The sequence below is a fragment of the Herbihabitans rhizosphaerae genome, assembly GCF_004216555.1.
Taxonomy (GTDB): Bacteria; Actinomycetota; Actinomycetes; order Mycobacteriales; family Pseudonocardiaceae; genus Herbihabitans; species Herbihabitans rhizosphaerae.
In genome coordinates this window covers 381,615-394,310 of the sequence record NZ_SGWQ01000004.1, presented here as the reverse complement: position 1 = coordinate 394,310, position 12,696 = coordinate 381,615, and the positions used below count along the sequence as shown (strand labels likewise).

Below are 12,696 nucleotides of genomic sequence, written 5' to 3'. Positions count from 1 at the left end.
GAACCCTCCGCGCCCACCCGCCCGTGTTGCCGCTGAACCCAGACGGATACAGGAGGAGAACCCATGTCGCGCAGGCGTTTCGCGATCACACTGGCCACCACGGCAGCAGGACTGGCACTGCTCGGAGCGTGCGGGCAGACCACCCAGGGCCAGCCGGCGGCGGTCACCCCGGCGGCGGACGCGGGAGTCGCGGCGGCACCCGGCAGCGCGCCGAAGTTGACCGCCACCACGCTCCCCGGCCTCGGCCAGGTGCTCACCGACCAGGACGGCTTCACGCTGTACCGGTTCGACCGAGACACCAAGGGGGACACCAAGGAGCCGTCCAAGTCCAACTGCGACGGCGAGTGCGCGGCGAAGTGGCCGCCGATGCTCGCCGACGGGCCGGTCGACCTGTCCGGCGCCGGCGGGGCCACGGCCGGCTTCGTGACCCGGTCCGACGGCACCAAGCAGGTGACCGTCGGCGGCTGGCCGGTCTACCGGTTCGCACAGGACAAGGCGCCCGGCGAGATCAAGGGCCAGGGCGTGGGAGGCGTCTGGTTCGCGGTCACGCCGACCGGAGCCAAGGCCGGGGGAACGACGGGCGGTCAACCCGGTCAAGGGGGCGCGACCGGGCTGACCGCTCGTCAGATCCAGGGCATCGGGCCGGCACTGACCGACCAGGACGGGCGCACGCTCTACATGTTCACCAAGGACTCGAAGCAGCCGCCGAAGACCACCTGCTTCGGCGAGTGCGCCCAGACCTGGCCGCCGGTGCTGACCACCGGTGATGTCCAGTTGACCGGGGTGGACCGCAAGCTCGTGGGAACCGTGGACCGCGGCGACGGGACCAAGCAGGTGACCGTCGGCGGGTGGCCGGTGTACCGGTACGCCAAGGACACCGCGGCCGGGCAGGCGACCGGGCACGGAGTGAAGGGCGTCTGGTTCGTGATCGAGCCGGCCGGCTGCAAGTCGAACGCGCCGGTCCGCACCGCACCGCCGGCCGGCAGTGGATACTGAGCCGACTTTCCGAAGGAGCAGCCGTGGTCGGGTGGACGCGCAAGCGGGCGAACGCCGACGAGGCGTTGATCCGTGGCCTCTACGAGGAACACGGGCGTGCGCTGCTCGCCTACGCGACCCGGCTGCTCCGGGACCGCGCCGCGGCCGAGGACGTCGTACAGGAGACGCTGGTGCGAGCGTGGCGCAACCCGGACGTGCTGGTGAACGGCAAGGGCTCGGTGCGGGCCTGGCTGTTGACCGTGACCCGGAACCTGGTCACCGACCGGTACCGGGCACGGGCGGCCAGGCCGCACGAAGTGGCCGAACAGCCGCAAAGCCCGCCGGTGCAGTCCGATCACGCCGAGGGTGTGGTCAACTCGATGATGGTGGCCGAGGCGCTGGACCAGCTCTCCCCCGGCCACCGGGACGTGCTGCGCGAGGTGTACCTGAACGGCAGGACGGCGGCCGAGGCGGCCGCCGTCCTCGGCGTTCCGACCGGCACCGTGAAATCGCGATCGCACCACGCGTTACGCGCGCTGCGACAAACGTTCAGGAACGAGCGGCCCGCGTTGAGAGGGGTGACCGGATGACCCAGGTAGGAAACGGGCCACACGACCCCGACACGTTGGGCGCCTACGCCTTCGGCGCGCTCGACCCGGCCGAGGCGCACGCCGTGGAGGCGCACCTCGCGCGTTGCCCGGACTGCCGGCGCGAGCTGGCCGAGCTGCGGGAGGGCCGGGCCATGCTGGACGAACTGCCCCCTGAGGCGTTGCTCGACGGCCCACCCGAGGGCGGCGATCTGCTGCTCCGGCGGGCCGTGCACCAGGTGCGGGCGGAGAGTGTCGCCCGGTCGCGGCGGCGCACCGCCGGGCTCGCCGTCGCCGCGGCGGCGATCGCCGCGGCGCTGGTGGGCGGCGGAGTGGTGCTCGGCCGCGCCACCGCGCCCGACCCCGTGGTCGCCGCGCCGGCCCCCACCCCGCCTACCGGTGCGCGCACCGGCGAGGGCATCGAGGGCGCCGTTCGGCTCGCCTCGACGGTCACCCCGGCCAACGGCTGGGTGCGGGTCGAGGTGAAAGTGTCCGGGATTCCCGCAGGCCAGAAGTGCCGGATCGTCGTGGTGGCCAAGGACGGCTCGCGGCAGCACGCCGGCAGCTGGCTGGTCACCAAGCTGGAAGGCACCACGCTGCAAGGTTCCGCGCTGGTCGCCCCGGCCGACGTGGCCGCCGTGGAGATCGAGAACCTGGACGGCCACAAGTTCGTCAGCGTGCCGGTCTAGCCGGCCAGCTCCGTGCTGACGAACGCGCGGAAGTCCCGAGCCGGCCGACCGGTCACCCGGGCCACCGTGTCGGTGACCCGGTCCTCGGCGCCGTCGGCGATCGCGACATCCAGCCCGGCCAGGAAGGCGGCGTACTCCGGTGGATAGTCCGACAGTCGCGCCACCAGTTCCCGCGCCTCGACGGCGCGGTGGGCGACCGGCCGGCCGGTGACCTCGGTGATGATCGCGGCCGCCTCGTCGTAGCCGAGCGCCCGCGGGCCGGTGATCAGGTGGTCGGTGTCGTGCGGCCGCTCGTCGGTCAGCGCGCGCACCGCGACCGCGGCGATGTCCCCGGCGTCGACGAATCCGATCCGCCCCGACCCGGTGGCGGTGACGATCTCACCGGCTCGCACCCCGTCTGCCACAGGGTGATCGCCGGTGAAGTTGTTCATGAACCAGCTCGGCCGCAGCACTGTCCACTCAGGACTCACCGTGCGCACCAGGCCCGGCAGCGCGCCCCACCCCGGGGTTTCCTCGTTGAGGGCGGAGAAGCCGAGCAGCACGACCCGGCGCACGCCCGACTCGACCGCCTCGTGCAGCAACGGCTCGACCAGCGGGACCGGATCGGCCACGCCGATCGGTGCGATCAGGTAGACCGCGTCGACCCCCGTCAACGCCGGCCGGTGGGTGCCAGGGTCGGTCCACTCGAAGCGGACCTGGCCGGGCGCGCGAGGGGTGCGGGTGGCTCGTCGAGTGGAGACGCCACGCTCGGCCAGCCCGGTGGCGACCCGCGAGCCCGTCGTTCCGGTGGCCCCGATGACCAGGACCTCACGCATCGGCGCGCCCGGTGAAGTCGGTCTCGGAAGTGGCGATCGACGGCGACCAGTAGTCACGGCAGCCGGCGATCCGCCCGTCCCGCACGGTGATCACCCAGACGTAGCGATTGCGGTAGGGCTCGCCGGTGCGCACCCACACGCCCTCGACTTCGATCTCGGCGACGATCACCTCCGGATCGGTGGTCTCGTGCACGGTCAACTCGGTGACGCTCTTGACGTCGTACACGTCGGTGTAACCGCGGAGGTACTCGCGCACCGCCTCACGGCCGTCCAGCCGAGCGGGCCAGCCGTCCGGAGCGAACGGGAACTCCATCGTGCCGTCGACGGCCCACAGGTCGGCGAATCCGAGCATGTCCTTGGCCAGCACCAGATCCAGGCCCTTGTCGAGCAGCTCACGCGGGGTCATCCGTGATCCCTTTCAGATTGGACGAGACGGTGTCGTCCCGTCCAACTTACGCCGGACGGTACCGTATCGTCCATCGGCTAGACTGCTCGCATGAACCGTCGTGCACCGTCCGGCGCGGCCGTGCTGCGGCCCGGCATCACCACCGCCATCACCGACGCCGTGCTGGCCGAACTGGTGGAGCGCGGTTACGCGCGGCTGTCCATGGAGGGCGTGGCCAAGCGCGCGGGCGCGGGCAAGAGCGCCCTGTACCGCCGGTGGCCCACCAAGCGAGAGATGGTGCTCGCCGTGCTCGCCGAGATCAGCGTGCCCCTGGCGGACGACGAGGACACCGGCACGCTGCGCGGGGACGTCCGCGCCACCGTGGCCGGCGTCGCCGCGTGGCTCGCCGAACCGCCGTTCTCCCGGATCATCCCGGACCTGGTCGCGGAGGCCACCCGCACGCCCGAACTCGCCGAGGCCATCGCGACCACCATCGGCGAACCCCGGCGAGCACTGGCACGGGTGAAGCTGGAACGCGCGATGGCGCGCGGCGAACTGCCCGCCGAGACCGACCTGGAGATGGCCCGGGACCTGCTGGCCGCGCTCGTCTACTGGCGGATGGTGGTGCGCCAGGCGCCGGTCGAGCCGGACTACCTCGACCGGGTCACCGACACCGTGCTGCGCGCCTTGGGAGCCGAGCCCGGTTAACGCGGCGTTGCGCAACCGTGTCCATAACCCGCTTCTGTATCGAATCAGACCGCTTCCGCACCACCGTGCCGTGACATATGTTGTGCGCCACAACATTCTTCCCTGGAAAGGGGTGCGCGGATGCGGCGGAACAGGTTGTCGGCCCTCGCGACAGGACTGGGTGCGTGCCTCGCGCTCACCGCGTGCGGAGCGAACGAGACCAGCAACGAGCCGGCACAGCAACCGGCGGGCAGCGGCTCCAACGGCGGCGCCAAGGTCGGCGTGATCCTTCCGGAGACGGCCACGTCCGCGCGCTGGGAGAGCTTCGACAAGCCGATCCTGGAGAAGGCCATGCGCGACGCCGGCCTCGACCCGGACGTGCAGAACGCGCAGGGCGACGTGCAGAAGTTCAGCTCGCTGGCCGACACGATGATCAGCCGCGGCGTGAAGGTGCTGGTGATCGCCGCGATCAACGGCGAGGTCGGCGCCCAGGTCGCGGCCAAGGCCAAGGCGCGCGGCATCCCGGTGATCGACTACGACCGGCTCAACGTCGGCGGCAGCTCGGACTACTACGTGTCCTTCGACAACGTGAAGGTCGGCGAGTTGCAGGGCAAAGGCATGGCCGAGGCGCTGAAGGCCAAGCCCGCGGCACAGGTGGTCGAGATCGAGGGCGGTCCGACCGACAACAACGCCACCCTGTTCCACCGCGGCCAGCGCAACGTGCTGCAGCCGCTTTACGACAACGGCACGCTCAAGCTGGTGCGCAGCCAGCCGATCGACGGCTGGGACAACCAGAAGGGCGGCACCACCTTCGAGCAGATCCTCACCGGCAACGGCGGCAAGGTGGACGGCGTGGTCGCGGCCAACGACGGCCTGGCCGGCGCGGTGATCACCGTGCTGCGCAAGAACCGGCTCAACGGCAGGGTGCCGGTCGTCGGACAGGACGCCACCCAGGACGGGCTGATGGCCGTGCTGCGCGGCGACCAGTACATGACCGTGTTCAAGCCGATCAAGCAGGAGGCGGAGGCGACCGCCAAGCTGGCCGCCGCGCTGTCCCGCAACGACAAGGACGCCGCGAAGGCACTGGCCGTCGGGGGTGTCAACGACCCCAAGGCGAACCGTATGGTGCCGTCCGTACTGCTGGAGCCTCGGCCGATCACCAAGGCGGAGGTGAAGGTCGTCGTGGACGAGGGCTACGTGAAGCCGGCCGACATCTGCGGCGGCGAACTGGCCGGCGTCTGCGCGACGCTCGGCATCTGACGGGTGGTGGCGATGAGCGAACCGATCCTGCGCCTGACCGGGGTGAACAAGAGCTTCGGCCCGGTACACGTGCTGCACGACGTGGACTTCGCGGTCTGGCCCGGCGAGGTCACCGCACTGGTCGGCGACAACGGTGCCGGCAAGTCCACGCTGGTCAAGAGCGTGGCCGGGATCCACACGGCCGACTCCGGGCTGATCGAGTTCCGCGGGAAACCGGTCACCGTGCACAGTCCGAGGGACGCGGCCGACCTGGGTATCGAGGTCGTCTACCAGGACCTCGCGCTGGCCGACAACCTCGACATCGTGCAGAACATGTTCCTCGGCCGGGAGCGCGGCACGCCGTGGCTGCTGGACGAGGCGAGCATGGAGCAGGCCGCCAGGGAGACGCTGGCGTCGCTGTCGGTGCGCACGGTGAAGTCCGTGCGCACCCCGGTGTCGGCGTTGTCCGGCGGTCAACGGCAGACCGTGGCGATCGCCAAGGCCGTGCTGTGGGACAGCAACGTGGTGCTGCTCGACGAGCCGACCGCGGCACTCGGTGTGGCGCAGACCAGGCAGGTGCTCGACCTGGTGCGCCGGCTCGCCGAGCAGGGCATCGGCGTCGTGTTGATCAGCCACAACATGGCCGACGTGTTCGAGGTGGCCGACCGGATCGCGGTGCTCTACCTCGGGCGGATGGTGGCCGAGGTGCCCACCGACGAGGTCACGCACAGCCAGGTGGTGGAGCTGATCACCGCCGGCCGCTCGGGTGATCTCGGGTTGGCCAGGCCAGAGTCGGCGGCGATCTGATGAGCGAGGACCTGATGCCCAAGGCTGATCCGTCGCCGCCCAGGCCGGTCGGCGCGATCTCCGACTTCGGCATCGACACGACCGTGCGCACCACCCGCCAGGCCGGCCAGGACTACGTGGCCCGGCTGCGCGGTGGCGAACTGGGCTCGCTGCCGGCCGTGCTCGGCCTGATCGCGCTGGTCGCGGTGTTCTGGTTGCTGTCGGACAGCTTCCTGACGCTGGACAACACGGCGAACCTGCTCGCCCAGGGCGCCGGCAAGATGATCATCGCGATGGGCCTGGTGTTCGTCCTGCTGCTGGGCGAGATCGACCTGTCGGCCGGCACCGCGTCCGGCGTGTGCGCCGCGGTGATGGCCATGCACTACGTGAAGGCCGGAAACCTGTTGGGCGGCATGGGAACCACGGTGTTCGCCGTGTTCGCGGCCGGGCTGCTGCTGGCCGCGCTGCTCGCCATCATCATGCGAATCTGGGCGGGTGCCGCGCTGTCGCTGCTCGCCGTGGTGATCGCCGCGGTCGGTGTGCCGGCCAACGCCTGGTACAGCGCGTGGGTGGAGATGCTGCTCGCGGTGTGCGTCGGTGCCGCGATCGGCTGTCTGAGCGGATTCCTGGTGTCCAAGATCGGCATGCCGTCGTTCGTGGTGACGCTCGCGTTGTTCATCGCGTGGCAGGGCGTGATCCTGCAACTGATCGGCGAAGGTGGCGTGTTCGGCATCGGCGGCCAGCACGTGCTGTTCGACGTGGCGAACGGCAGCCTGTCGGTCAACGCGAGCTGGGCGCTGTTCCTGATCGCCGCCGGTGGGTACGCCGCGGTGGTGCTCGGCGAACATCGAATGCGGCTGCGACGCGGGTTGGTGACCGCACCGACGCCGGTGGTGTTCGGCAAGGTGGGCACGGTCGCGGTACTCGGGGCGTTGGCCACACTCGCGCTCACGCAGAACCGCTCCCCCAACCCCGATCTGGTGACCATCGAGGGCGTGCCCTACGTCGTGCCGATCGTGCTGGCGCTGTTGGCGGCCGGGAGCTACGTACTCAATCGCACCCGCTACGGCCGGCACATCTACGCGGTCGGCGGGAACGCGGAGGCGGCCAAGCGGGCCGGGATCAACGTGTCCAAGATCAGGGCGAGCGTGTTCGTGGTCAGCTCGGCGGTGGCCGCCGTCGGCGCGATCGTGTACTCGTCCAAGGTCGGCTCGGTCGACCCGCAAGCCGGCGGGCTCAACACACTGTTGTTCGCCGTCGGCGCGGCCGTCATCGGCGGTACGTCGCTGTTCGGTGGACGAGGAAAGATCTCGCACGCCGTGATCGGCGGCCTGGTTCTGGCGGTTGTGGAGAACGGACTCGGTCTGCTCCACCAACCGGCGGCCGTGGTCAATATCATCACGGGGTTGGTGTTGTTGCTGGCCGCAACGGTCGACGCGCTCTCACGGCGCCGCTCGGCTACGGTCGGCGGATAACCGGGATTCAGTTGGCGATCACGACGGCGTTCGGCGCGCGACCGGACGAAGCACGGCGGCACAACCGAACGGCTGTGCTGCGGCGGTTGCATGTCTTCGGACCGGCCACCCGCGCGGCCCTGGCCACTGAACTGGGCCTGAACCGCAGCACCATCAAGGCGGTGGTCGACGGCCTGGTCGAAGACGGCGTCGTCGAGGAATCGGTGCCCCGCCAGCGTTCCGGGGCCGGCCGCCCCTCGCTTCTGGTGATGCCACGATCGCAAGCCGCCGCAGTGCTAGCCGTGGACATCCGTACCGACCGCGTGGCGATCGCCGTCGTCGGAATCGGCGGCGAGATGCTCGGCCGCAACAGTTGGAAGCTGCACGACCGCACCCGATCACCCGACGAGGTGATCACCCACGTGATCGAGTCGACCAGAATCCTGCTCGAAGAATTGAAGCTGGAGATGGTCGCCGCCGGCGTGTCGGTGCCCGGTGTGGTGCGCCGCCACGACGGCCTGGTGCACGAGGCGCCGAACCTGCACTGGACCGACGTGCCACTCGGGCAGCGACTGTCCGGCGCACTCGGCTTCCCCGTCCACGTCGGCAACGACGCTGAACTCGGCGCCCTCGCCGAACACGTACGAGGTGTCGCACGCGGAGCGTCCGACGCTGTATATGTGTCCGCCGACATCGGCGTCGGCGGCGGCGTGATCTCGAGTGGCGCCGCCATGCGCGGCACCGCGGGCTACGTCGGCGAGGTCGGCCACATGGTGATCAACCCGCATGGCCGGCCCTGCTACTGCGGCAGCTCGGGCTGTTGGGAGACCGAGGTCGGCGAACAGGCGATCGCCAGGGCGCTGGGCATGTCCGAGCAGTCGCCGCGCGGCGCGATCGTGGCGGAGCTGCGGACGGCCGACGCGGTGGAGCGGTTGGCATCGGTCACCGAGTGGTTGGTCCTCGGCCTGGTGAACGTGGTGAACGTGCTCGGCCCCGAACTGGTCGTGCTCGGCGACCTGTTCACCGCGCTGCCGAACGACGTGGTCACCCACATCGGCGAGGAAGTCCGCCGGCGCAGCCTGGTCAGTCGTGCGGCGGGTGGCACCCGTGTGGTGGCGTCCACGTTCGGTGCGGACGTGATGCTGATCGGCGCGGCAGAGCTGGCCTTCGAGCCGGTCCTCGGACTCGCCTGAGTCAGGCGGCGTGCATCGTATTGCGGATGGCCTCCCGCGCCGGGTCGACCCAAGCGGGCGGAATGTAGTACGGGAACCCACCGCGCATGACGATTTCCCAGTCCTGCTCGTGAATGATGGTGTGGTGGAATCGACACAATAGTGCCATCGTTTCCTCACTGGTGATCCCACCGTTGAGCCAGTGCACGATGTGGTGTGCGTCGGTCCATTCTGCTGGCCGGTCGCAGCCGGGAAAGCTGCAGCCTTTGTCTCGGGCGATGAGTGCTGCTCGGATTGCTGGGGTGGCGGTTCGTTGCTCGCGTCCGACGTCGAGTGGTTTCCCTCCACTGTTCAACACGATGGGTGTGATCCCGGCGTCGCACGCGATCTGCCGAATCGATTGAGGTGTGATCAGCGCTCCGAAGTCACCTCGGCCGAGCCCAATTTGATCGCGGAGTTGTTCGTAAGAAATCGTGATCGCGAGGTGTGGTCGCCTACCGCCGTCCTGCGGCAGCGTATCGCTGTTGAGCATCCGGTGCGCCAACTCGATCAGCGCGTCGGCCCACCGTCGTGCGGCGGAGCGGTCGTCGTCCTTGCCGGCGGGTTTCGCCAGCGGCGACAGCGCGGCTTTCAACACCTCGGCACACTCGGGTGACAGCCGCCCACGCAGCAGGATCGTGCCGTCGATGTCCTCGACCATGGAGAACTCCATGCGCTTGCGCGCCTGCTTTTCGTCCAGGACAACCTGTTCGGGTTGCAGGTGCGCCCGCGTTCGGAGAGCGAGATTGCCGAGTTTGACGGGGTCAAACTTTGCGGCTTCGTCAACAAGGAGCTGTTCCACTTCGGCGTGATGCTCAGCCGGAAGCTTGTCGATCGTGGCGCGCACAACCTGCACGTGATCACGGCTGATCACCCCCTCGGCGAGCGCCTGCGCCGCCACGGGGAGCGACGCTTCGATGGGTTGCCCGGTAAGCGTGGTCGACCCGAACAACGCGTTCGCGTCCGCCACCCGCCTGCGTGCATCTGCGGGTGTGATCCGCACCGTGTCCCGCAGGAACGACGCCGTGGAGTAGCACCCCATTTCTTTCGCGATGCCTTGCTCATGGATTTCGTGGACGAGTTGAAGTCGCTCGTATTCGAGTTGTCGAATATGGATTTCGCGAGCCCGAAGCTCGTCGATTAGTTGCTGTCCCCTCATACCTCGATTCTACCCAATTCGACCGACCACTATGGGGTGAACTAAAAGGAGCAAGGTGGCGGCGCGGTACGGGCAAAAGGCAGGCGGAGCCTGCCCGTAGCGCCAGCCGTTAGGGCCGATCGAGGCTCACAAGTCCAGGGCGAGGCCCCCTGGGGCCGAGTCGGCGAAGCCGACGCCGAAGGCGCCCTTGACTTGTGAGAATCGGCCCGCACAATACCGCGCCGCCACACCCCCAGGTGCCACCCCAGACACGAAGACTTGTCATGTGACGTGCGTTACGCCATACTTTGTTGTCAGCCACAACAAACACCCTGCACCCAGGTGGCACCATGACACGCCCTGCCCGAACGCTGCTAGGTCTGACAGTCGCGACCCTCCTCGCCACCACCCTGATCACCGCCGCCGCCCCAACAGCAGCCGCAGCCGGCCCCACCGTGAACCACCTCACCACCACCTTCGAACCAGGAACCGCCCCAGCCCCCGTCACCATCACCATCGACGAAACCTGTTGCGACGTCAGCGATTTCACGATCGCGCACGACCTGGCCGACGTCCTCCCCCTCACCCGCCGCGCCAAGGAACTCAACCCAGCCCTCACCGTCATGGCCTCCCCCTGGAGCGCCCCCGGCTGGATGAAAGACAACGACCACATGCACCAGGGCTGGCTCGAAGCCCAGTACTACGCCGACAACCAGACGATCCGCGTGAACCGGGGCGACCAGTCCTACTCCTACGAGCTGCCGCCGAAGACCACGGCCACCTTCACCTGGAGCTGAAACCAATGTCGATCAAGGAGGATCGTATGCGAGGAGTGCGACGGCGGATCGCCGGCGCGGTGGTAGCCGCGGCCGCGGTGACGGTGGTCGCGGTGCCGGTCACCGCGCAGGCGTCACAGCCGGATGCCGGCGCGGCGTACCAGAACGCCGCTTTGCCTGTGCCACAACGGATCGCGGACCTGATCGGCCGGATGACCCTGGCCGAGAAGATCGGCCAGATGACACAGGCCGAGCGTCAGGCGGTCGACACCGAGCCCGGCAAGATCACCGAACTGGGCCTCGGTTCGCTGCTGTCCGGCGGCGGGTCGACGCCGACGCCGAACACCCCGCAGGCCTGGGCGGACATGGTCGACCGCTACCAGTCGCACGCGCTGAAAACCCGGCTGCGCATCCCGCTGCTGTACGGCGTGGACGCGGTGCACGGGCACAACAACCTCGCCGGCGCCACGGTTTTCCCGCACAACATCGGGCTCGGCGCCACCCGCGATCCCAAGCTGGTGCAACGAATCGGGCACATCACCGCCAAGGAGACCCGCGCGACCGGTCCACAGTGGACATTCGCGCCGTGCGTGTGCGTGGTGCGCGACGAGCGCTGGGGCCGCAGCTACGAGAGCTTCTCCGAGGACCCGCGACTGGTCACCGAACTGGCCACCGCGATCGACGGCCTGCAGGGCACCCGCAAGGGCGATCTCAAGCAGCCGGACCGGGTTCTGGCCACCGCCAAGCACTTCGCCGGTGACGGCGACACCAAGTACGGCAGCTCCACCACCGGCACGTACACCCTCGACCAGGGCGTCACGGTCACCGACTGGAAGCACTTCGCCTCGGTCGACCTGCCGCCGTATGTCGCCGCCGTGAAACGACACAACGTCGGCAGCGTCATGCCGTCGTACTCCAGCGTGCAGTGGACCGACCGGCCGGGCAGCGCGCCGGTGAAGATGCACGCCAACGGCGAGCTGATCAACGGCGTGCTCAAGGGCAAGATCGGCTTCGACGGCTTCGTGATCAGCGACTGGGAGGCGATCACCCAGATCCCGGGCGACTACGCCACGCAGGTCCGCACATCGGTGAACGCCGGCGTGGACATGTTCATGGAGCCATTCCGCGCCGGGCAGTTCATCCAGACGCTGACCGCCGAGGTGCGGGCGGGCCGGGTGCCGATGGCGCGGATCGACGACGCGGTGCGCCGCATCCTCAAGTCGAAGTTCGAGCTCGGCCTGTTCGAGAAGCCGTACACCGACCGCACGCACATCGACTCGGTCGGCTCGGCGGAGCACCGCGCGGTGGCGCGGGACGCCGTGGCCAAGTCGCAGGTGCTGTTGAAGAACGAGAACAAGGCGCTGCCGCTGCGCGAATCGCAGAAGGTGTACGTGGCCGGGGTGAACGCCGACGATCTCGGCAACCAGGCCGGCGGTTGGACGATCACCTGGCAGGGCAAGTCCGGCAACGACCACTTCCCCGGCACCACGATCCTGGGCGGCATCAAGGAGCACGCCGACCAGGTGACCTACAGCGCGGACGCGTCCGCGCCGACCGACGGGCACGACGTCGGCGTGGTGGTGATCGGCGAGACGAAGCCGTACGCCGAGGGCGTCGGCGACGTGGGCAACGGCAACACGCTCAACCTCTCCGCCGCCGACAAGGCCGCCGTCGACCGGGTGTGCGGCGCGATCGACACGTGCGTGGTGCTCGACGTGGCCGGGCGCCCGCAGATCATCACCGACGAGCTGCCGAAGGCGGACGCGTTCGTGATGTCGTGGCTGCCCGGCAGCGAGGGCGCCGGGGTAGCCGACGTGTTGTTCGGCCGCACCCCGTTCACCGGCACATTGCCGGTCAGCTGGCCGCGTGCGGAGGACCAGGAGCCGATCAACGCCGGAGACCGCGGGTACGACCCGCTGTTCCGGTACGGCTTCGGGCTCACCACACGCTGACA

13 protein-coding genes are annotated in these 12,696 nt (G+C 69.3%); 10 read left to right on the top strand and 3 right to left on the bottom strand.

Annotated elements, in window-relative coordinates:
* Nucleotides 1-63 precede the first annotated feature (63 nt).
* From EV193_RS15340 to EV193_RS15330, 3 genes are read left to right on the top strand one after another with little or no spacing between them, the layout of a single operon-like run.
* Nucleotides 64-996 carry an SCO0930 family lipoprotein gene (locus EV193_RS15340; RefSeq protein ID WP_130344776.1) on the top strand — a complete coding sequence of 311 codons (933 nt, stop codon included), beginning with the start codon at nt 64-66 and terminating at the stop codon, nt 994-996.
* 23 nt (nt 997-1,019) lie between these two features.
* Nucleotides 1,020-1,565 carry a sigma-70 family RNA polymerase sigma factor gene (locus EV193_RS15335; RefSeq protein ID WP_130344775.1) on the top strand — a complete coding sequence of 182 codons (546 nt, stop codon included), beginning with the start codon at nt 1,020-1,022 and terminating at the stop codon, nt 1,563-1,565.
* A complete protein-coding gene (locus EV193_RS15330; RefSeq protein ID WP_130344774.1) occupies nt 1,562-2,251 on the top strand; it encodes an anti-sigma factor family protein in 690 nt (229 codons plus the stop codon). The genes EV193_RS15335 and EV193_RS15330 overlap by 4 nt, the downstream gene beginning before the upstream one ends.
* On the opposite strand, the gene EV193_RS15325 is transcribed toward EV193_RS15330, so the two are convergent.
* Nucleotides 2,248-3,066 carry an NmrA family NAD(P)-binding protein gene (locus tag EV193_RS15325; RefSeq protein WP_130344773.1) on the bottom strand — a complete coding sequence of 273 codons (819 nt, stop codon included), beginning with the start codon at nt 3,064-3,066 and terminating at the stop codon, nt 2,248-2,250. The genes EV193_RS15330 and EV193_RS15325 overlap by 4 nt on opposite strands.
* The gene (locus EV193_RS15320; protein WP_130344772.1) at nt 3,059-3,472 is read right to left on the bottom strand and encodes a nuclear transport factor 2 family protein; all 414 of its coding nucleotides are present in this window, start codon (nt 3,470-3,472) and stop codon (nt 3,059-3,061) included. Before EV193_RS15320 ends, EV193_RS15325 begins: the two co-directional genes overlap by 8 nt.
* A 90-nt stretch (nt 3,473-3,562) precedes the next feature.
* On the opposite strand from EV193_RS15320, the gene EV193_RS15315 reads away from it, so the two are divergent.
* The 5 genes from EV193_RS15315 to EV193_RS15295 all read left to right on the top strand — a co-directional run bounded on the left by EV193_RS15315 (nt 3,563) and on the right by EV193_RS15295 (nt 8,810).
* Entirely contained in the window at nt 3,563-4,159 is a 597-nt protein-coding gene (locus EV193_RS15315; protein WP_130344771.1) for a TetR/AcrR family transcriptional regulator, read from the top strand.
* Between the two features lie 120 nt (nt 4,160-4,279).
* The gene (locus EV193_RS15310; RefSeq protein ID WP_130344770.1) at nt 4,280-5,398 is read left to right on the top strand and encodes a sugar ABC transporter substrate-binding protein; all 1,119 of its coding nucleotides are present in this window, start codon (nt 4,280-4,282) and stop codon (nt 5,396-5,398) included.
* A gap of 12 nt (nt 5,399-5,410) precedes the next feature.
* On the top strand, nt 5,411-6,184 hold the full coding sequence (locus EV193_RS15305; protein ID WP_130344769.1) for an ATP-binding cassette domain-containing protein: 774 nt from the start codon (nt 5,411-5,413) through the stop codon (nt 6,182-6,184).
* A complete protein-coding gene (locus EV193_RS15300) occupies nt 6,184-7,638 on the top strand; it encodes a sugar ABC transporter permease (protein WP_242613398.1) in 1,455 nt (484 codons plus the stop codon). Before EV193_RS15305 ends, EV193_RS15300 begins: the two co-directional genes overlap by 1 nt.
* Nucleotides 7,639-7,649: 11 nt before the next feature.
* Complete coding sequence (locus tag EV193_RS15295) at nt 7,650-8,810, top strand: ROK family protein (protein ID WP_479723865.1); 1,161 nt, start codon at nt 7,650-7,652, stop codon at nt 8,808-8,810.
* A gap of 1 nt (nt 8,811) precedes the next feature.
* Here the strand turns inward: EV193_RS15295 and EV193_RS15290 are convergent, their stop codons facing one another.
* Nucleotides 8,812-9,987 (bottom strand): HNH endonuclease signature motif containing protein, encoded by a 1,176-nt coding sequence (locus EV193_RS15290; protein ID WP_130344768.1) that lies wholly within the window; start codon nt 9,985-9,987, stop codon nt 8,812-8,814.
* A 329-nt stretch (nt 9,988-10,316) separates the two neighbouring features.
* Here EV193_RS15290 and EV193_RS15285 point away from each other — a divergent pair, with 329 nt between their 5' ends.
* Nucleotides 10,317-10,763, top strand: coding sequence for a hypothetical protein (locus EV193_RS15285; protein WP_130344767.1), 447 nt, complete (start codon nt 10,317-10,319; stop codon nt 10,761-10,763).
* Nucleotides 10,764-10,789: 26 nt separating this feature from the next.
* Nucleotides 10,790-12,694 carry a glycoside hydrolase family 3 protein gene (locus tag EV193_RS15280; RefSeq protein ID WP_207222648.1) on the top strand — a complete coding sequence of 635 codons (1,905 nt, stop codon included), beginning with the start codon at nt 10,790-10,792 and terminating at the stop codon, nt 12,692-12,694.
* Nucleotides 12,695-12,696 lie beyond the last annotated feature (2 nt).

Excerpts from the sequence above, each read along its gene's own strand:
- EV193_RS15340 (WP_130344776.1), top strand. The coding sequence starts at position 64 with ATGTCGCGCAGGCGTTTCGCGATCACACTGGCCACCACGGCAGCAGGA.
- EV193_RS15330 (WP_130344774.1), top strand. The coding sequence starts at position 1,562 with ATGACCCAGGTAGGAAACGGGCCACACGACCCCGACACGTTGGGCGCC.
- EV193_RS15325 (WP_130344773.1), bottom strand. The coding sequence starts at position 3,066 with ATGCGTGAGGTCCTGGTCATCGGGGCCACCGGAACGACGGGCTCGCGG.
- EV193_RS15320 (WP_130344772.1), bottom strand. The coding sequence starts at position 3,472 with ATGACCCCGCGTGAGCTGCTCGACAAGGGCCTGGATCTGGTGCTGGCC.
- EV193_RS15315 (WP_130344771.1), top strand. The coding sequence starts at position 3,563 with ATGAACCGTCGTGCACCGTCCGGCGCGGCCGTGCTGCGGCCCGGCATC.
- EV193_RS15310 (WP_130344770.1), top strand. The coding sequence starts at position 4,280 with ATGCGGCGGAACAGGTTGTCGGCCCTCGCGACAGGACTGGGTGCGTGC.
- EV193_RS15305 (WP_130344769.1), top strand. The coding sequence starts at position 5,411 with ATGAGCGAACCGATCCTGCGCCTGACCGGGGTGAACAAGAGCTTCGGC.
- EV193_RS15300 (WP_242613398.1), top strand. The coding sequence starts at position 6,184 with ATGAGCGAGGACCTGATGCCCAAGGCTGATCCGTCGCCGCCCAGGCCG.
- EV193_RS15290 (WP_130344768.1), bottom strand. The coding sequence starts at position 9,987 with ATGAGGGGACAGCAACTAATCGACGAGCTTCGGGCTCGCGAAATCCAT.
- EV193_RS15285 (WP_130344767.1), top strand. The coding sequence starts at position 10,317 with ATGACACGCCCTGCCCGAACGCTGCTAGGTCTGACAGTCGCGACCCTC.
- EV193_RS15280 (WP_207222648.1), top strand. The coding sequence starts at position 10,790 with ATGCGAGGAGTGCGACGGCGGATCGCCGGCGCGGTGGTAGCCGCGGCC.